Here is a 17,536-nt window from a genome sequence, read left to right as displayed (position 1 = left end):
TCTGGGTTCCTCGGACCCAGACCGGTGACCGAGAGCCGCGGTCAGGTGACCGGGGAGCCCGCGGACAGGTGACCGAGAACCGCGGACAGGTGACCGAGACCCCACGGTCGGCGGATGTCCTGGCGGGCGGTCCGCCGGTGAACGCGAAAGAGGCCCGGGCGGTGAATTTCACCGCCCGGGCCTCTTTCACGTTCTGGGGTCCTGAACACCTGCGGCCGGACGAGCGGTCCAAGCCCAGCAGTCACGGACGATCCGTAACGTGCACCGGGCCAGAGCTGATGACTCGTCCGTCTCACTCGAGGACGAGACACGACGCTGCATGTGCCGACGGCGACAGTGCCCAGCCGCCGAGGCCCCGAAGACCTCCGAAGACCCCCGGAAGACGTCCGAGGACCTACGAAGACCTCCGAGGACCAACTCAGCGGGCGGTGAAACCCGTCGAGGGGCGGGTCGTCGGCGCCGGCTCGACCGTGCCGGTGTTCGCGCGGGCGCGGAGCTTCTCGCCCTTGGCGTGCGCGGCGTCGCGCAGGGAGGCCGAGAAGTCGACCAGCGCCGTGCGCAGGCCGGCCGCGAACTCGTCCGAGCCCGCCGCCAGGATGCGCACCGCGAGCAGTCCGGCGTTGCGGGCCCCGGCGATCGAGACCGTCGCGACCGGGATCCCGGCCGGCATCTGCACGATGGACATCAGCGAGTCCATGCCATCGAGGTACTTCAGCGGGACGGGGACCCCGACGACCGGGAGCGGGGTCACGCTCGCCAGCATGCCGGGCAGGTGGGCCGCACCACCGGCACCGGCGATGATCACCCGCAGCCCACGCTCGTGCGCCGACGAGCCGTAGCTGATCATCTCCTGCGGCATCCGGTGGGCCGAGACCACGTCGGCCTCGTAGGGCACGCCGAACTCCTCGAGGGCGAGGGCGGCGGCCTCCATCGTCGGCCAGTCCGAGTCGGAGCCCATCACGAGGCCGACCAGCGGCTGAACGGTCATGTCGAAATCCTCGATCACTCGTCGATGTCGCCGCGGATGAACGCCGCCGCGTGGCGGGCGCGTTCCAGGCAGTCGTCCAGGTCGTCGCCGCAGACGGTGACGTGCCCGACCTTGCGGCCCGGGCGCACGTCCTTGGCGTACATGTGCACCTTCACACCCGGGTCGCGGGCCATGACGTGCAGGTAGCTGCGGTAGAGGTTCTCGTACTCGCCGCCGAGTACGTTGACCATCACGGTCCACGGCGAGCGCGCCCGCACGTCACCCAGCGGGAGGTCGAGCACCGCCCGCAGATGCTGCTCGAACTGGCTGGTGACGGCCCCGTCGATGGTCCAGTGCCCGCTGTTGTGCGGACGCATGGCCAGCTCGTTGACCAGGATCCGGCCGTCGGCGGTCTCGAACATCTCGACCGCCAGCACTCCGACCACGCCCAGCTCACCCGCCACCCGAAGGCCCACCGACGTCGCCAGCGCCGCCTGGTCGGCCGAGAGGCCCGGCGCCGGGGCGATGACCTCGTGGCAGATGCCGTCTTTCTGGGTGCTCTCCACGACCGGCCAGGCGGCGGCCTGACCGGAGGGGCTGCGGGCGATCAGGGCCGCGAGCTCTCGGGTGAAGGCGACCTTCTCCTCGGCCAACAGCCCGTCCGGCCCGGCTTTCTCCAGCCACTCACGCGCCGTCAAGGCCTTGGAGCCCGACAGCTCGTCGATCAGCAGCACACCCTTGCCGTCGTAGCCCCCACGCGGCGTCTTCAGTACCAGCCCACCCGGAAGCGAGCCGGCGAAGGCAGAGAGCTCGTCGTACGTGCGCACCTGCGCCCAGCGCGGACAGGGCAGACCGAGCTCGGTGAGCTTGGCCCGCATGGCCAGCTTGTCCTGCGCGAAGCCGAGCGCGGCCGGGCCGGGACGCACCGGCACGCCGTCGGCGACGAGCTTCTCCAGGATCGGGCCGGGCACGTGCTCGTGCTCGAACGTGATCACGTCGACCCCGGCCGCGAACTCGCTCACGGTGGCCAGGTCGCGGTGGTCGCCCACGGGGGCCTCGTGGATCGCGAGCGCCGCGCTGCCGGTCTCGGCCTCGGCGAGCACCCGCAGGCGCACGCCCATCTCGATCGCCGGCGGCTGCATCATCCGGGCCAGCTGGCCGCCGCCGATCACGCCGACGGTGGGAAAACCGCCAGGAATCGGGTCGGCCGCGGTGAGCGGGGTGAGACGGACCGTGCCGAACGGGCCGGCGGCACCGTTCTCGTCCGGGGTGCTGGTTTCAGTACGGGGTGTGGAGGCCACGGCGGTCAGAGTAACGATGCAGCGGTCGTTCGTGTGCTTCGGCCTCCTCGGCTTCGCGATCAGGGGGTTGACATGGCACTGTTTGGGAAATGGCTGCCGATTCACTTGTGTCCCGACTGACCAAGTCGGTCGACCACCTGTACCGCGAGGTGGTGAAGTTCGGTGCCGTCGGCGGTATCGCGTTCGTGGTCGACACCGGTGTCTTCAACCTGCTGCTGCACAGCTCGGCCAGTGAGGCCCTGGGCCTGGCGCACAAGCCGCTGACCGCCAAGACCATCTCGGTGCTGGTCGCCACGATCGTCGCCTGGCTGGGCAACCGGTACTGGACCTTCCGCCACCGCCGGCGTGCCTCCCGGCGCCGCGAGTTCGTGCTCTTCCTGGTGATGAACGGGGCGGGTCTGGCGATCGCGCTGGCCTGCCTGGGCTTCTCCCGCTACATCCTGGGCCTCGAGTCGCCGCTGGCCGACAACATCTCCGGCAACGTGATCGGCCTGGTCCTGGGCACGCTGTTCCGGTTCTGGGCCTACCGCACGTTCGTCTTCACCGACGACCACGTGCACACCCCCGAAGACCCGACACCTCCGGGCACGCCCGAGGCGATCGCCGAGGACCTGGCCGAGGAGCACGCCCGGGAACGGCACCCCGAGCAGGTCGATCTGGCCGCCCGCCGGGAGCACCCGACCCCGAGGTAGGTGCCGGCCGACGAGGGACGCGCGGACGGGCGATTCCCGAACGGTCGCCCTGGGTTTCGGGTCGGTTCTGACCCCAACACCCTGCGCACCCAGAGTGCACCCGATGCCCGAGGTGCCCACAAGCCGCCGTGGTCAGCAGCCGACCACACCGGGACGGACCTTTCCAGCGGGTGGTGACCACCCGCGTCCGTTTCGGGATCAGTCGACCGTGATCAGTTCGTCGCTGATCCCCATCGGCGCCACCAGCAACGGCTGAACCTGCCCGAACCCGCGCACCAGCCGCGGACGCTGGGCGACCAGCTCGATGCCCGGATGATCTTCCAGAGCCTTGGCGGTGCCCGGATCGGTGACGACCGTTCCGGGTTCCGCAAGTGACGTGAGACGGCTCGCGAGGTTCACGGTGGTGCCGTAGACGTCGCCCAGACTGCGCAGCACCGGGCCGTGCACCATGCCGACCCGGACGTCGGGCACCACGTCGTCGTCGGCCATCCGCGCCGAGATCGACAGCGCGATCAGAGCGCCGGTGCGCGCCTCCGGTGCGATGAACAGGACCTCGTCGCCCACCGTCTTGATCACGCGTCCACCGCCCGCGGTGACCACGTCGGACGCGAGCCCCTCGAAGCGCTGGACGAGACGGGAGAGTTCACGGCGCGGGAGGCGACGCGAGAGACGCGTGTACGAGACGAGGTCCGCGAAACACACCGTCACGGCGTCCGCGGGCCGGCCCGACGAGGCGTCGAAACGCCCGATCGCGGCCACCAGCGAACGCCGGAACGAGTAGAGCAGCAGTTCTTCGAGTTCGGGGGTGAGCTGCTCGATCAGCTTCACCGGGTCTTCCGGGACACCGCTGGGACTGCGTTCGGCGAGGAACTCGAGCATCGCCTCGATCTGCCAGGCGACCAGACGATCGGTGGTCTGGCCCAGGGCGCGGGCGCAGGCGATCGCGGTCTCCTCGTCGATCAGGTCGTGCCGCACCAGCCCCACGAACCGCTCGAGGGCCTGACGGTCGGTGTCGTTGAACGCCACCTCCTCGTCGTCGACCCCGGGAAAACCCAGTGCCCGCCACAGCTTGCGCGCCGACAGCAACGAGACGCCGACGCGCTTGGCCACCTCTCGTCTGCGCAGCGTCCAGGGGCCGCCCAGCAGTTCCGAGGTGAACTTGTCCCGATAGGTCATTTAGTGGCGTCCATGGTCTTCCGGTGTGTCGGCCGTGGCCGGGCCGCGGTACTCGTCGCCGAAGGCCTCGTCGAGGTCGCGGGCGATCGAGTCGTCGAGGGGGCGCCCGTCGTAACCGCGTGCGTCGTCGGCGAGTTCGTGCAGCGTGCGCTGCACCAGCTCGACCTTCGGGATGTCGGTGAGGATCAGCTGACCGGACTCGCTGGCGGTCTCGACCATGAGACTGCCGCAGCCGAACATCCGGTCGATCAGCCCGTGCTCGAACGAGACGTCGTTGAGCCGGGTCAGGGGCATGTCGTGACCGGAGCGGTTGAGCACACCACGACGCAGGATCAGCCGCTTGGTGGTGATCACGTAGATCTCGTTCCACCACACCATGAACGGCCAGAACACCCATTTGAGGGCGATGAGCAGGCCCACGCCAGCGGCGATGATCGTGACGATCGGCTGCCCCAGCAGGAACGTCGCGCCGATCAGGGCGAGCAGGAGGATGAACAGCAGGATCGGCCAGGCCATGACCTTGATGTGGCGGCGGAGCACGAGAACGAGCTGTTCGTCCTCGGCCAGCAGACGCGTCGGGAAACCCATGCCCAGATCATGCCGTTTCCGGGTTGCGGATGTGCACCACGTCTGCTGCTGAGAGAGGTGAACAGGCACCGTCCGGTGTCAGAAGCAGGAGACGGCCGTGGTCGTCCACCCCGTCGGCCGTGCCGGTGCGGCTGACGCCCCCGGGCAGCTCGGCGCGAACGTCACGACCGATGGTGGAGCAGCGTTCACGGTAGGTGGCAGCCGTTCCGGCGGGGCCGTTCTCCTCGAACTCCTCCAGACGCCGGGCCAGTGCCCTGAGCACCGCGCGCAACACGGTGTCGCGGTCGGTGGTGGCCGAACCTTCGAGAACGAGGGACGTCGCGGTCGGCACGGGGAGCTCTTCCCGCGTTTGGGTCACGTTGAGTCCGATCCCGATGACGACCGCATCGCCGGTCGCTTCGGCGAGGATGCCCGCGACCTTGAGGTGGTCGCCCGCGTAGCCGTTCTTCCGGGCTTTCGGCGTCGCGGGCAGGAGGACGTCGTTGGGCCACTTGAGCGTGGCGGGGAGGCCGCAGACGCGGATCAGGGCGTCGGTGACGACGACACCGGTGAGGAGGCTGAGCCAGCCCCAGTGGTCCTTGGAGACCTGGGGGCGGACCAGCACGGAAACGGCCAGGCCGCTGCGAGGAGGGCTCACCCACTCGCGGCCCAGCCGGCCCCGGCCCGCGCTCTGGCTGTCGGCGACCAGGACGGCTCCGTGCGGCTCTCCCTGCCGGGCCCGTTCGAGCAGGTCGGCATTGGTGGATCCGGTCTGCGCGACGACGTCGAGCGTGCGCCAGTGCTTCTCGGGCCCGGTGAGCGCGGCCCGGAGCGTGGACTGCCGCAGGGGCGGCCGGTCGAGGTCGGCCCACGGGGTGCCCTGCGCTAAATCCTCACCTGGCTGCATGCCCGCCAGGATAGGCCGGGTGTGATCTGCGTCCCGATCCGGGCCGGGGTGGTGGTCGGGGGTGACGGCTAGAGTCGGTCTCCTCTCAGTCGGCGAGGAGTGAGTGATGGCAGACGCGGTTCCTGAACCTGTTGGGCCTGATGTTCACACCACGGCCGGCAAGCTGGCCGACTTCCACCGCCGGGTCGACGAGGCGGTGCACGCCGGGTCGGCGCGGGCCGTGGAGAAGCAGCACGCGAAGGGCAAGCAGACCGCACGCGAGCGACTTCTCGCTCTGCTCGACGAAGGCTCGTTCGTGGAGCTCGACGAGCTGGCCCGGCACCGGTCCACGGCGTTCGGGGTCGAGCGCAACCGGCCCTACGGCGACGGGGTGATCACCGGCCACGGCACGATCGACGGCCGCCAGGTCTGCGTGTTCAGCCAGGACGTAACGGTTTTCGGCGGTTCGCTGGGTGAGGTCTACGGCGAGAAGATCGTCAAGGTGCAGCAGATGGCCGTGCGCACCGGCGTGCCGCTGATCGGCATCAACGAGGGCGGGGGCGCGCGCATCCAGGAGGGTGTGGTGTCGCTCGGGCTCTACGGCGAGATCTTCGCGAACCACGTGCGCGCGTCCGGCGTGATCCCGCAGATCTCGCTGATCATGGGGGCGGCCGCGGGCGGTCACGTGTACGGGCCGGCGCTCACCGACTTCGTGGTCATGGTCGACCAGACGTCGCACATGTTCATCACCGGGCCCGACGTGATCCGCACGGTCACGGGTGAAGAAGTCACGTTCGAGGAGCTCGGCGGGGCACGCACCCACAACACGCTCTCGGGCAACGCGCACTACCTGGGCACCGACGAGCCCGACGCCCTGGAGTACGTGCGGGCGCTGGTGTCGTACCTGCCCGACAACAACCTGTCCGACCCTCCCGTGCTCGGTTCCGCCCAGGACTCGTTCGAGGTCGACGACGAGCTGGACGCGTTCGTCCCGGACTCGCCGAACCAGCCCTACGACATGCACACGGTGATCACGCACCTGCTCGACGACGGCGAGTTCCTCGAGGTGCACGCCCTGTTCGCGCCGAACATCGTGGTCGGGTTCGGCCGGGTCGAGGGCGCTCCGGTCGGCGTGGTGGCGAACCAGCCGATGCAGTTCGCGGGCTGCCTCGACATCAACGCCTCGGAGAAGGCCGCCCGCTTCGTGCGCACCTGCGACGCGTTCAACATCCCCGTGCTCACGCTGGTCGACGTGCCCGGCTTCCTGCCCGGCACCGACCAGGAGTGGAACGGCATCATCCGGCGCGGGGCCAAGCTGATCTACGCCTACGCCGAGGCCACGGTGCCGCTGGTCACGGTGATCACGCGCAAGGCCTACGGCGGGGCGTACGACGTGATGGGCTCCAAGCACCTGGGCGCCGACATCAACCTGGCCTGGCCCACGGCGCAGATCGCGGTGATGGGGGCACAGGGAGCGGTGAACATCCTGTACCGCAACGAGATCAAGCGGGTGATGAGCGAGGGCGGTGACGTCGAGGAGGCCCGGCAGTCGTTCGTCACCGACTACGAGGACACGCTGGCCAACCCCTACGTCGCGGCCGAGCGAGGGTACGTCGACGCGGTGATCCAGCCCGGGCGCACACGGGAACACGTCGTGCGCTCATTGCGGGCACTGCGCACCAAACGAGAGCCGACGCTGCCCAAGAAGCACGGTAATATCCCGTTGTGACGGGGGTTTTCGATGGCTGAGCGGGGCGACGTGACCGGGACGAGCGACGTGACGGCGCCGGTTCTGCGGCTCGTGCGGGGTGACGCGACGGCAGAAGAGGTCGCGGCTCTGGTGGCCGCACTCGGGGCGGTGCGGGACGCCGGGGTGGCTTCGGCGGGTGACGCTGCGGGGGCTCCTGCTCTCACGGCTCACGGGCGGACGCCCCGGTCGGGTTGGCGCGATCGTTCGGCCCTGGTGCGCCGGCCCTTGTCACCCGGGCCGGGTGCCTGGCGGGCCTCCGGGTTCGCCCGGTAGTCGGCGCCACTCGCCCGTTTCACCCGCCCCGGTCGTGGTGAACCTTTCCGGTGCGACCTCACCTCCACAGGCGCCTCCTCGCCGGGCCGAGCGCGCCGGGTGGGGTGGGGGCCGGGGGCACCTGCTTCACTTGTCCGCCGTGAGCACTCATATCCCCCTGACCCTCGCCTCTGCCTCCCCCGCCCGGCTGGCCACGCTGCGGGCGGCCGGGATCGAGCCGTCGGTGCGGGTGTCGACGGTCGACGAGCCGGCGGTGCTCGAGCGCACCGGGGTCACCGATCCGGAAGACGTCTCGCTGCTGCTGGCCCGGGCCAAGGCCGAAGACGTGGCCGCCGCCCAGCAGCGGGAGTGGTACGACTCCGACGAGGACGACGACAGCGTCCCCGCCCCCAGCCTGGTGCTCGGCTGCGACTCGGTTCTCGACCTGGACGGGGTCGCCCTGGGCAAGCCGGCCGACGCGGCGGACGCGACGCGGCGCTGGAAGGAGATGCGCGGTCGCAGCGGCAAGCTGTGCACCGGGCACTGGCTCGTCGACCTGCGCGACGAGGACGAGGGCGGCACCGGTGGAACGCTGGGCGCGGTCTCGGTGACCACCGTGCACTTCGCCAAGCTCACCGACGCCGAGATCGAGGCCTACGTGGCCACCGGCGAACCGCTCGCGGTGGCGGGGGCCTTCACGGTGGACGGAATCGGCGGCGCGTTCGTCAGCGGCATCGAGGGCGACTACCACGGTGTGGTCGGGGTGTCGCTGCCGCTGCTGCGCGACCTGACGAAGGAACTGGGCGTGTCCTGGCCGTCGCTCTGGACGCCTCGCTCCTGACCCGCACCCACGAGCCACGCTGAGATCACTCAGCGTGGCTAATATTCGCATGTGACACCGCTTGATGGCATCCGACCGTTTCGGTTGCCGGTGTCGTCCACAGGGCCAACACTGGTGGCATGGGCGTGTCCAGGCAGAGCGACAGGCGTGCCGTCGTCGCGCCCGCCCGTCGCGACCAGCCCCATTCTGACGCCGAAACTGCTGGTCGCGACGCAGTTATCGACATCGTGGCGATGATCCCGACCGCACCGGAGCGACTGGGTGCGCAGAGCGCGACCAAGCCGCCGAACCTGCCCGCCACGCCCGGCCCACCGCGAAAGCCGGCTGACACCGATGTCACTGAGCGCGACGATGTGCCCGATGGGGAGACATTTCTGGCCGGTCCGGTGACGAACGCGACCAGCACCGACCTTCCTCAGCCGGTGCGCCGTGCCCCCTCCGCAGCCCCCCGCCCCACGGCCGGGCCGTCCGAGCCCCCGGCCGCGACGTCCCGTCCCTGGGGCCTGCTCATCTCGCTCGCCCAGGTCGCCGTGATCATCGCGGTGATCGCCGGGGTCATGCCCCTCACCCCGCCCGACGCCCGCACCTCGCTGGCTGTCGCGGGTCCGTTCGTGCTGCTCTGCACCGCCCTGTCCCTGCTGCGCAGCGCCCGCGGCGAAGTGGTCTCGCCGATCGTGTCCCAGGCCTGGTGGGTGCTCGGCGCCGCCTACGCCGCGATGGCGGTGGCCGTGGCCTGGTGGGCCTCGACCGGCACCGAGCACCCGGGCCCGGTCCTGGCCGCCGTCACGCTCGGCCGCATCGGGCAGGTGACGGGCGTGCTCATGCTGCTGCGCGCCCGCTCACCACGCTGGGCCAGCGGCGACGGTCTCGACGCCGTCGTGGTCGTCGCCGGCGCCACCGCGTTCGGCGTGGTCGCGCTCGAGCTGGTGCTGACCTACCGCACCGGCGACGCACTGGGCGGCAGCGTGTTCTCCTGGCTGCCGCTGCTCGTCGACGTGGTGATCTTCGTGCTCGCGGTCACGACGATGGCCGCGACGAGCCGTCCCCTGCGCTCGCAGCTGCACTGGCTGGCGGTGGGCCTGATCGCCGTCACGGTCGCCGACCTGCTGAGCTTCCGGGTGAGCGGCGGCCCGGCGCTGGTCACGGCCCTCACCCCGCACTCGTCGGCGCCGGTCGGGGCCGGGCTGCTGGCCCTGCTCGGGCACGCCACCGTGGGCTGGGGCGCCGCCGCCGGGCCGGGCGGGGCCCGCTCGACCCGGGTGGTCCGCGTCTGCCACCTGGCCCGGCTGCTGCCCGGCCCCCGGGGTGACGGCCCGGCCATGCTCGTCGTGACCGGCTGCGCCGTGCTCGTGGCGGTGTCGCTGGTGGTGCCCGGAGCCCCGCGGATCGGGGCCGGGATCGCCCTGGTCTGCCTGGTGGCGGCCGTCTTCCGCACCCGCGAGGTGCTGCGGGCCGACCGGGCGCAGGGCCTGGCCACCGGAAGCTGGCACACCGACGCACTGACCGGTCTGGCCGACCGCCGGGCCCTCGCCGAGGCGCTGGCCGGCCCGATCACCGGCGGCACGGCGCCCGGCCGGGCGGGCACCGGGCTGCTGCTCGTCGACCTGGACAACTTCAAGGACGTCAACGAGGCCCTCGGGCACCAGACCGGCGACCGCCTGCTCACCGCCGTCGGCGCCCGGCTGCGCGGCACACTGCGGCCCGGGCAGATGCTCGCCCGGCTGGGCAGCGACGAGTTCGCCGTGCTGCTGCCGGGCGCCGGGCCGCACGAGGCCCAGCTGATCGCGACCCGGCTGCAGGAGGCGCTGCTGCGGCCCTTCGACGTCGGCGGGTCACGGCTGCACGTGGCGGCCAGCATCGGGATCGCGAGCACGGCCGGCCCGGGCGCCGCGGTCGGCACCGACGCCCAGGCCGATCTGCTGCGCCGCGCCGACGTGGCCCTGCACCAGGCCCAGCGCACCCGCACCGGGCAGGCCCTCTACGACCCGGCCGGCGACGACGGCAGCGAGCGCCTGCGCCGCACCGGCGAGCTGCGTCAGGCCCTGGCCCGCGGCGACATCGAGGTGCACGTCCAGCCCCAGGTCGATCTGCGCACCGGCCGGATCATCGGCGCCGAGGCCCTGGCCCGCTGGCGTCACCCGCACGACGGGGTGCTGCTGCCCGCCGCCTTCCTGCCGCTGGCCGAGCACACCGGTCTGGCCAAGCCGATGACCGCCCTGGTGCTCGAGCGGGCGCTCGCGGCCTGCGCGTCGTGGTGGCGCGAGGGCTACCGGATCCCGGTGAGCGTGAACCTGAGCCCCGACGACCTGCGGGACGAGGAGCTGCCCGGCCGGGTCTGGGCGGCGCTGCACCGGCAGTCGCTGCCGGCCGAGGCGCTACGGGTGGAGATCACCGAGCAGTCGCTGATGACCGATCCGGAAACCGCGTCCGAGCTGCTGCGGCGCTGGCGGGCGGACGGGCTCTCGGTGTCGATCGACGACTTCGGCACCGGGTACTCGTCGCTGTCGTACCTGCGGCAGCTGGAGGTCGACGAGGTGAAGATCGACCAGGCCTTCGTGGCGGACATGGCCCGGAAGAACACCGTGACGATCGTGTCGCACACCATCCGGATGGCCCACGATCTGAAGGCCCGGGTGGTGGCCGAGGGCATCGAAGACGTCTCGACCGCCCGGCAGCTCGCCGAGCTCGGCTGCGACTTCGGTCAGGGCCTGCTCTACGGGGGTGCGATGCCGGCGCCGGAGTTCCTCGTCCGGTTACGCGCAGTACCCGCACTGTCGGCGGAGCACCCGCGGCTTCCATGATCCCCAGGGGCGTGGGATAAGTTGGTTCGCCATGGACGGCCGCTCCTCAGATCGCGGGTCAAGCCGCGGGCAGGACAGCGGCAACGCCCCCCATCCCCCCAAGACGCGTCGCGAGTTGCGTGCGGAGCGTGAAGCCGCCGAACGCGCCCTCACCGGCGAGCAGCCGCAGCATCCGCAGGGCTCACCCGGCACCGGTGAACACCCTCAGTACTCGTCGCACACCGGCCCCCAGCCCCACTACGGCACCGGCGAGCAGCCGGTCCGCCCGGCCACCGGGCCGCAGCCGACCCATCACACCGGTCCCCAGCCACACCGCACCGGCCCCCAGCCGACCGGCCGGCAGCAAGGCGGCCAACCGGGCGACCAGCAGAGCAACCGGCCCGGCAACTGGTTCGACCAGCCCGGCAGCGTCGGCCGCCGCCGAGGGCGTCCCAACGTGTCCGACCGGCTGGGCAACAACCCCGCGGGCCGCGGAACCCCGTCCGCCCCGGGTTCTCCCACCGGTCCCGGCGACCCGGGCACCCCCGTGACCCCGAACTCCCCCGGCCACCGCCCGCCTGGCGCCGTCGGCACCGGGGCCCCGGACCGTCCCAAGGCACCGGCCCCCTGGGACGACCCCGAACCGGACGGCAACGCCGGCCGCCGCCCCGAGCGGGGCCCGCTGGAAGAACGCTTCCCGGCCCGCCCCACCGGCAGCCTGCCCGTGGACCGAACCGACCGGAACGACCGAACCGACCGGAACGACCGCGCAGACCGGAACGACCGCGCAGACCGCACCGCCCGGGCCACCCCGGAACGGGATGCCGAGGCACTGCTCGGTGCCCCGGGGCGTCCCTCATCGGCCGGGCCCCCCACGAGATCGGCCGCCGCACCCGCGTCAGGACGCGCCCCCCGCTTCCCCGCCGACGAGCTCGACGACGAGCACGAGGACGACCACGACGAACCCGACCGCCCCACCAATCCCCGTCGGCGCCGCCACGTCGGCCTCTGGCTGACCGCGATCGCCCTGCTCCTGGGGCTGTGGACCGCCACGATGTTCGTCGACTCGGCCTCCCCGTTCGTCACCGTGCCCGCCGGCCTGGTGCCCCTCGTCACCATCTGCGCCCTGCCGGTGATCGCGATCGGCGTGGGCGGCAAGCACTTCGTCTCCACCGGGATCGCGGCCGTCGCCGCCCTGCTGCCCTGGGCGATGGTGGCGGGCTACGCCTCGTCGCGTGACGTCCCCGCCGGGACCACGGCCACCGTGCGCGTCATGACCGTCGACGGTGCCCACGGGCAGGCCGACGCGGAGGACGTGGTGGCAGCGGTCAACTCGTACGCCGCCGACGTGGTGGTCGTCACCGGCCTGAGCACGGCCCTGGCGCACGACCTGAGCACGGCCGGTCTGGGCCGGGTCGCACCCCCGCTGTGGGCAGACGTCACCGGCAGCCAGACCGACGGGGTCGGGGTGTGGAGCCGCCTGCAGATCACCGACCTGAAGGCGGTCGACGGCTTCGCCAAGCCCGCCGTGAGCGGTGTGCTGGAGGTGAAGGACGCGAAGGTCGGCCTGACCGTCGCCCAGATGGCCGGGGGTGCGCTGCTGCCCGGCCGGGACTGGCGCTCGGACCTGACCAAGCTCTCGCAGCAGAAGGTGGAGGGCGCCGAGACCGGGTCGTTCCTGGTCGGCAACCTCAACCTGTCGCCGTGGCAGCCGGCCTACCGGATGTTCGAGAAGGCGGGCTGGGAAGACGCCGCGGACGTGGCGGGCAAGGGGCTGCGCCCGACCTGGCCGTCGTGGTCGCCGCTGCCGGTCACCCCGGCCGACCATCTGCTGGTGGACACCAGGATCGGTGTGAGCGCGGCCGCGACGGTGAACATCGGGGGCAGCTCGCACCGGGCGCTCGTAGCGTCCCTGGAGATACCGGCCGGCTGAGCCCGGGAGGCGCCGACGGGCTGGATCAGCCCGCCGGCCGTCGTTCCGGGGAGGTCAGTTGCGACCGGCTTCCTTCAGCTGGGCCTCGTACTGGGTGCGCACCTCGTCCATGTCGAGCGCGCGGACCTGCTCGAGGATGTTGGTGAGCGCCGCCTCCGGCAGGGCGCCGGGCTGGCCGAACACCGGGATGCCGTCGCGGTAGACCACCAGCGTCGGGATCGAGGTCACGCCGTACTGCGCGGCGAGTTCCTGCTGGTCCTCGGTGTCGACCTTGGCGAACGTGGCGTCGCCGTTGCTGTCCGAGGCCTTCTCGAAGATCGGGCCGAACTGCCGGCACGGCCCGCACCAGGAGGCCCAGAAGTCGATCAGGACGATCCCGTCCTTGACCGTCTCGTCGTGGTTCTGCTGGGTCATCGTCAAAGTAGCCACGCCTGGTCAACCGACGTGGCCTCCGCACGATTCCCTCTGGCCCCCGACGGTGGACGAGCGGTAGACCTGACGTGTCGGGCGCCACACTCTGCCGTCCCCGGCGGGCAGGACGCGGGGATACTGTCCCCGACGAGGAGAGGAGCGAGATGACGACGCCGTCTTCGATGCCCGGCCCCGGCCGGACCATCAGCAAGGTCCTCATCGCCAATCGGGGCGAGATCGCCGTGCGGATCGCCCGGGCCTGCCGGGACGCCGGCATCGCCTCGGTGGCGGTCTACGCCGCCCCCGATCGCGACGCGGTGCACGTCACCGTGGCCGACGAGGCGTACTCCCTGGAGGGCACCACCGCCGCCGAGTCGTACCTGGTGGTCGACAAGCTGCTCGACGTCGCCGCCCGCAGCGGTGCCGACGCGGTGCACCCGGGCTACGGCTTCCTGGCCGAGAACGCCGACTTCGCCACCGCCGTGCTGGCCGCCGGGCTGACCTGGATCGGTCCCCCGCCCTCGGCGATCGACGCCCTCGGCGACAAGGTCAAGGCCCGGCACATCGCCCAGCGGGCGGGTGCCCCCCTGGTGCCCGGCACGTCCGAACCGGTCCAGGGTGCGGACGAGGTGGTCGCCTTCGCGCGCGAGCACGGGCTCCCGGTGGCGATCAAGGCCGCCTTCGGCGGAGGTGGTCGCGGCCTGAAGGTCGCCCGCACGCTGGAGGAGATCCCCGAGCTCTTCGAGTCGGCCACCCGCGAGGCCGTGGCCGCCTTCGGCCGCGGCGAGTGCTTCGTCGAACGTTTCCTCGATCACCCCCGGCACGTCGAGACCCAGTGCCTGGCCGACTCCTTCGGTCACGTCGTGGTCGTCTCCACCCGGGACTGCTCGCTGCAGCGGCGCAACCAGAAGCTGGTCGAGGAGGCGCCCGCCCCGTTCCTGACGCCGGAGCAGAACGCCGAGCTGTACCGCGCGTCCAAGGCCATCCTGTCCGAGGCCGGTTACGTCGGCGCGGGCACCTGCGAGTTCCTGGTCGGGCCGGACGGCACCATCTCGTTCCTCGAGGTGAACACCCGCCTGCAGGTGGAACATCCGGTGTCCGAAGAGGTCACGGGCCTCGACCTGGTGCGTGAGCAGCTGCGCGTCGCCGCCGGCGAGCCCCTGGGGTACGACGACCCGCCGGTGCGGGGGCACTCGATCGAGTTCCGCATCAACGGTGAGGACGCGGGGCGCGGGTTCCTGCCCCAACCCGGCACGGTCACGGCGTTCGTGGCCCCGTCCGGCCCGGGCGTGCGCCTGGACTCCGGCGTGGTGGCGGGCTCGGTGATCGGCGGCGGCTTCGACTCGATGCTGGCCAAGCTGATCGTCACCGGCGCCACGCGGCAGCAGGCCCTGGAGCGCTCACGCCGGGCGCTGGCCGAGTTCGTCGTCGAGGGGCTGCCCACGGTGCTGCCCTTCCACCGCGCCGTGGTGGCCGACAGCGCTTTCACGTCAGAGCCTTTCAGCGTGCACACCCGCTGGATCGAGACCGGGTTCGACAACACGATCGCGCCCTGGACCGGTTCATCAGCCTCGCCGGACGACGAGACGCCCCGCGAGCGCATCGTGGTCGAGGTGGGCGGCAAGCGCCTCGAGGTCGTGCTGCCGGCCGGCCTGGGCTCAGCGTCGGGTACGGCGCCGAAAAAGGCTCCGCGCCGGGCGAAGACGCGCACGGCCACCGCCGTCAGCGGCGACGCCCTGACCTCGCCGATGCAGGGCACGATCGTCAAGGTCGCGGTGGCCGACGGCGCCCGGGTCGAGGCCGGTGACCTGGTGGTGGTGCTCGAGGCGATGAAGATGGAGCAGCCCCTCACCGCACACAAGGCCGGCACGGTGACGGCCCTGGCCGCCGAGATCGGGCAGACAGTGACGTCGGGAGCGCTGATCTGCGAGCTGAAAGACTGAGACCGCCGGTCAGCCGGCGATTTCGACCCGGCGAAAGTTCGCGAGCCGGTTTCGGACACTGCGCCGAGCCCGGCCGGCCGGATCACCCGACGTGCAGCTGCCGCGCCGCCTCGGCCACCGACCCGGAGATCGACGGGTAGACCGTGAACACCGCGGCGACCTCGTCGACCGTGAGCCGGGCCGAGACCGCCAGCGTGATCGGGTGGATCAGCTCGGACGCGCGCGGCGCGACCACCGTGCCGCCCAGCACCCGGCCCGACGGCGAGGCGAACAGCTTCACGAAACCGTCGTGGATGCCCTGCATCTTGGCCCGCGGGTTGGTGGCCAGCGGCAGCTTCACCGAGACCGCCTCCAGGCCCTCGTCGACCTGGGTCTGGGTGACGCCGACGGTCGCGATCTCGGGTGAGGTGAACACGTTCGAGGAGACCAGGCGCAGTTCCAGGGGCGAGACCGCGTCGCCGAGCGCGTGCCACATCGCCTTGCGCCCCTGCATGGCGGCGACCGAGGCGAGCGGGAAGACACCGGTGCAGTCGCCGGCCGCGTAGACCCCGCGCGCGGTGGTGCGGGAGACCCGGTCGACCTCGATGTGCCCCGAGGCGCTCACCGAGATCCCGGCCTCCTCCAGCCCCAGACCCGCGGTGCTGGGAACCGCGCCGACCGCCATCAGGCAGTGGGAACCCTCGACGGTACGGCCGTCGGACAGCGTGACCACGACCCCCGCGTCCGTACGCTTGACGCTCTGCGCGCGCGAACGCGACAGCACCTCCATGCCACCGCGCCGGAAGACGTGCTCGAGCACCTCGGCGGCGTCGGCGTCTTCTCCCGGCAGCACCCGGTCGCGGCTGGACACGAGCGCGACCTGCGCCCCGAGCGCGTGGTAGGCACTGGCGAACTCGGCGCCGGTGACGCCGGAACCGACCACGATCAGCTTCTCGGGCAGGTCTTCGAGGTCGTACAGCTGGGTCCAGTTGAGCACGCGCTCGCCGTCGGGACGGGCGTCGGGCAGCTCACGGGGGCTGGCCCCGGTGGAGACGAGCAACGTGTCGGCCTCGATCACGCTGTCGCCCACACGCACCCGGGCCGGGCCCTCGAGCACGCCCCGGCCCTGCACGATGCGCACCCCCTCGGCCTCGAGGCGGCGCTGGATGTCGCGGGACTGCGCGACGGCCAGCCCCTTGACCCGGCGGTTGACCGCGCCCAGGTCGGCCCGCACCCGGCCCAGACCGCGGATGCCGAGCTGACGGGCACCCCCGACCGTGGACAGCACCTCGGCCGTGGCGATGAGCGTCTTGCTGGGCACGACGTCGGTGAGGACGGCGGCGCCGCCCAGGCCGTTCTCGTCGACGACGGTGACGTCGGCGCCGAGCTGGGCCGCGACCAGCGCGGCCTCGTAGCCGCCGGGCCCGCCGCCGACGATGACAATCCTGGTCTTAGCGCTCACGGTGCTCATTGTCCCGCACTCCCGTCCAGGCAGCGCGATGGCACGAAGAAGTCACCCGGCGCGCACACCGGGCGTTTGCACGAGGGGAGCCGGGAATCCCTAATCTGTCCCCCATGGATCTCTACGCCGCCTACGGCGCGAACCTCGACCCCGAGCGGATGGCGCTGCGGGCGCCGCACTCGCCGTTGCGCGGGTTCGGCTGGGTCACCGGCTGGCGGCTCACCTTCGCGCAGGTGCCGAACGCGGTCGACGGCGCCCTGGCGACCCTGGTGGAAGACCCCACGGCCCAGGTCTACGTGAGCGTCTACGACGTGACGCCGGGCGACGAGCAGGCCCTGGACGAGTGGGAGGGCCTCGCCACCGGCCAGTCCCGCAAGATCCACGTGCGCGTGCAGACCCTCGACGGTGACGTGGTGGCGTGGGTGCACGTGCTCGACGCCTACGAGGGTGGCCTTCCCGCCGCGCACTACCTGGGCATGCTCGCCAACGCCGCCGAGGCGGGCGGAGCACCCAGCGACTACCTCCATGAGCTGCGCTCCCGGCCCTGCGAGTCGAGCGACACCCCTGAGCACCTCCCCCCGAACGAGCGGTGAATC

The 17,536-nt window shown here is 71.8% G+C and carries 15 protein-coding genes; 8 read left to right on the top strand and 7 right to left on the bottom strand.

The window, feature by feature from the left end; translation table 11 throughout:
* Positions 1 to 418: 418 nt before the first annotated feature.
* Positions 419 to 988, bottom strand: a complete 570-nt coding sequence (gene purE, locus J2S57_RS15600) for a 5-(carboxyamino)imidazole ribonucleotide mutase (protein WP_307243312.1) — start codon at positions 986 to 988, stop codon at positions 419 to 421.
* 14 nt (positions 989 to 1,002) lie between these two features.
* A complete protein-coding gene (locus J2S57_RS15595) occupies positions 1,003 to 2,166 on the bottom strand; it encodes a 5-(carboxyamino)imidazole ribonucleotide synthase (RefSeq protein ID WP_370882653.1) in 1,164 nt (387 codons plus the stop codon).
* A gap of 191 nt (positions 2,167 to 2,357) precedes the next feature.
* Between J2S57_RS15595 and J2S57_RS15590 the strand changes: the two genes are divergently transcribed.
* Positions 2,358 to 2,960, top strand: coding sequence for a GtrA family protein (locus tag J2S57_RS15590; protein WP_307243307.1), 603 nt, complete (start codon positions 2,358 to 2,360; stop codon positions 2,958 to 2,960).
* A 198-nt stretch (positions 2,961 to 3,158) separates the two neighbouring features.
* Here J2S57_RS15590 and J2S57_RS15585 read toward each other — a convergent pair whose 3' ends face one another.
* From J2S57_RS15585 to J2S57_RS15575, 3 genes are read right to left on the bottom strand one after another with little or no spacing between them, the layout of a single operon-like run.
* Complete coding sequence (locus J2S57_RS15585; protein WP_307243305.1) at positions 3,159 to 4,136, bottom strand: adenylate/guanylate cyclase domain-containing protein; 978 nt, start codon at positions 4,134 to 4,136, stop codon at positions 3,159 to 3,161.
* The gene (locus J2S57_RS15580) at positions 4,137 to 4,724 is read right to left on the bottom strand and encodes a PH domain-containing protein (protein WP_307243303.1); all 588 of its coding nucleotides are present in this window, start codon (positions 4,722 to 4,724) and stop codon (positions 4,137 to 4,139) included. It abuts the gene before it with no gap.
* Between the two features lie 7 nt (positions 4,725 to 4,731).
* Positions 4,732 to 5,610 (bottom strand): biotin--[acetyl-CoA-carboxylase] ligase, encoded by an 879-nt coding sequence (locus J2S57_RS15575; protein ID WP_307243301.1) that lies wholly within the window; start codon positions 5,608 to 5,610, stop codon positions 4,732 to 4,734.
* 106 nt (positions 5,611 to 5,716) lie between these two features.
* Between J2S57_RS15575 and J2S57_RS15570 the strand changes: the two genes are divergently transcribed.
* The 5 genes from J2S57_RS15570 to J2S57_RS15550 all read left to right on the top strand — a co-directional run bounded on the left by J2S57_RS15570 (position 5,717) and on the right by J2S57_RS15550 (position 13,145).
* A complete protein-coding gene (locus tag J2S57_RS15570) occupies positions 5,717 to 7,318 on the top strand; it encodes an acyl-CoA carboxylase subunit beta (protein ID WP_307243299.1) in 1,602 nt (533 codons plus the stop codon).
* Between the two features lie 12 nt (positions 7,319 to 7,330).
* Positions 7,331 to 7,612: an acyl-CoA carboxylase epsilon subunit gene (locus J2S57_RS15565; RefSeq protein WP_307243297.1), complete on the top strand. Its 282-nt coding sequence runs from the start codon at positions 7,331 to 7,333 to the stop codon at positions 7,610 to 7,612.
* A gap of 139 nt (positions 7,613 to 7,751) precedes the next feature.
* Positions 7,752 to 8,432, top strand: a complete 681-nt coding sequence (locus J2S57_RS15560; RefSeq protein ID WP_307243295.1) for a Maf family protein — start codon at positions 7,752 to 7,754, stop codon at positions 8,430 to 8,432.
* 119 nt (positions 8,433 to 8,551) lie between these two features.
* On the top strand, positions 8,552 to 11,233 hold the full coding sequence (locus J2S57_RS15555; RefSeq protein WP_307243292.1) for an EAL domain-containing protein: 2,682 nt from the start codon (positions 8,552 to 8,554) through the stop codon (positions 11,231 to 11,233).
* A gap of 115 nt (positions 11,234 to 11,348) precedes the next feature.
* Positions 11,349 to 13,145: an endonuclease/exonuclease/phosphatase family protein gene (locus tag J2S57_RS15550; RefSeq protein WP_307243290.1), complete on the top strand. Its 1,797-nt coding sequence runs from the start codon at positions 11,349 to 11,351 to the stop codon at positions 13,143 to 13,145.
* 54 nt (positions 13,146 to 13,199) lie between these two features.
* Here J2S57_RS15550 and trxA read toward each other — a convergent pair whose 3' ends face one another.
* Positions 13,200 to 13,574 carry a thioredoxin gene (trxA, locus tag J2S57_RS15545; protein WP_370882478.1) on the bottom strand — a complete coding sequence of 125 codons (375 nt, stop codon included), beginning with the start codon at positions 13,572 to 13,574 and terminating at the stop codon, positions 13,200 to 13,202.
* A gap of 146 nt (positions 13,575 to 13,720) precedes the next feature.
* Between trxA and J2S57_RS15540 the strand changes: the two genes are divergently transcribed.
* Positions 13,721 to 15,499 (top strand): acetyl/propionyl/methylcrotonyl-CoA carboxylase subunit alpha, encoded by a 1,779-nt coding sequence (locus J2S57_RS15540; RefSeq protein WP_307243285.1) that lies wholly within the window; start codon positions 13,721 to 13,723, stop codon positions 15,497 to 15,499.
* An 82-nt stretch (positions 15,500 to 15,581) separates the two neighbouring features.
* Here the strand turns inward: J2S57_RS15540 and J2S57_RS15535 are convergent, their stop codons facing one another.
* Positions 15,582 to 16,940, bottom strand: a complete 1,359-nt coding sequence (locus J2S57_RS15535) for an NAD(P)H-quinone dehydrogenase (protein ID WP_307243283.1) — start codon at positions 16,938 to 16,940, stop codon at positions 15,582 to 15,584.
* Between the two features lie 113 nt (positions 16,941 to 17,053).
* Between J2S57_RS15535 and J2S57_RS15530 the strand changes: the two genes are divergently transcribed.
* The gene (locus J2S57_RS15530) at positions 17,054 to 17,533 is read left to right on the top strand and encodes a gamma-glutamylcyclotransferase family protein (RefSeq protein ID WP_307243281.1); all 480 of its coding nucleotides are present in this window, start codon (positions 17,054 to 17,056) and stop codon (positions 17,531 to 17,533) included.
* Positions 17,534 to 17,536: the final 3 nt, after the last annotated feature.

It is taken from the genome of Kineosporia succinea, assembly GCF_030811555.1.
Taxonomy (GTDB): Bacteria; Actinomycetota; Actinomycetes; order Actinomycetales; family Kineosporiaceae; genus Kineosporia; species Kineosporia succinea.
Note: the sequence above shows the minus strand (reverse complement) of the source record. Positions and strands in the feature narration are given on the sequence as shown.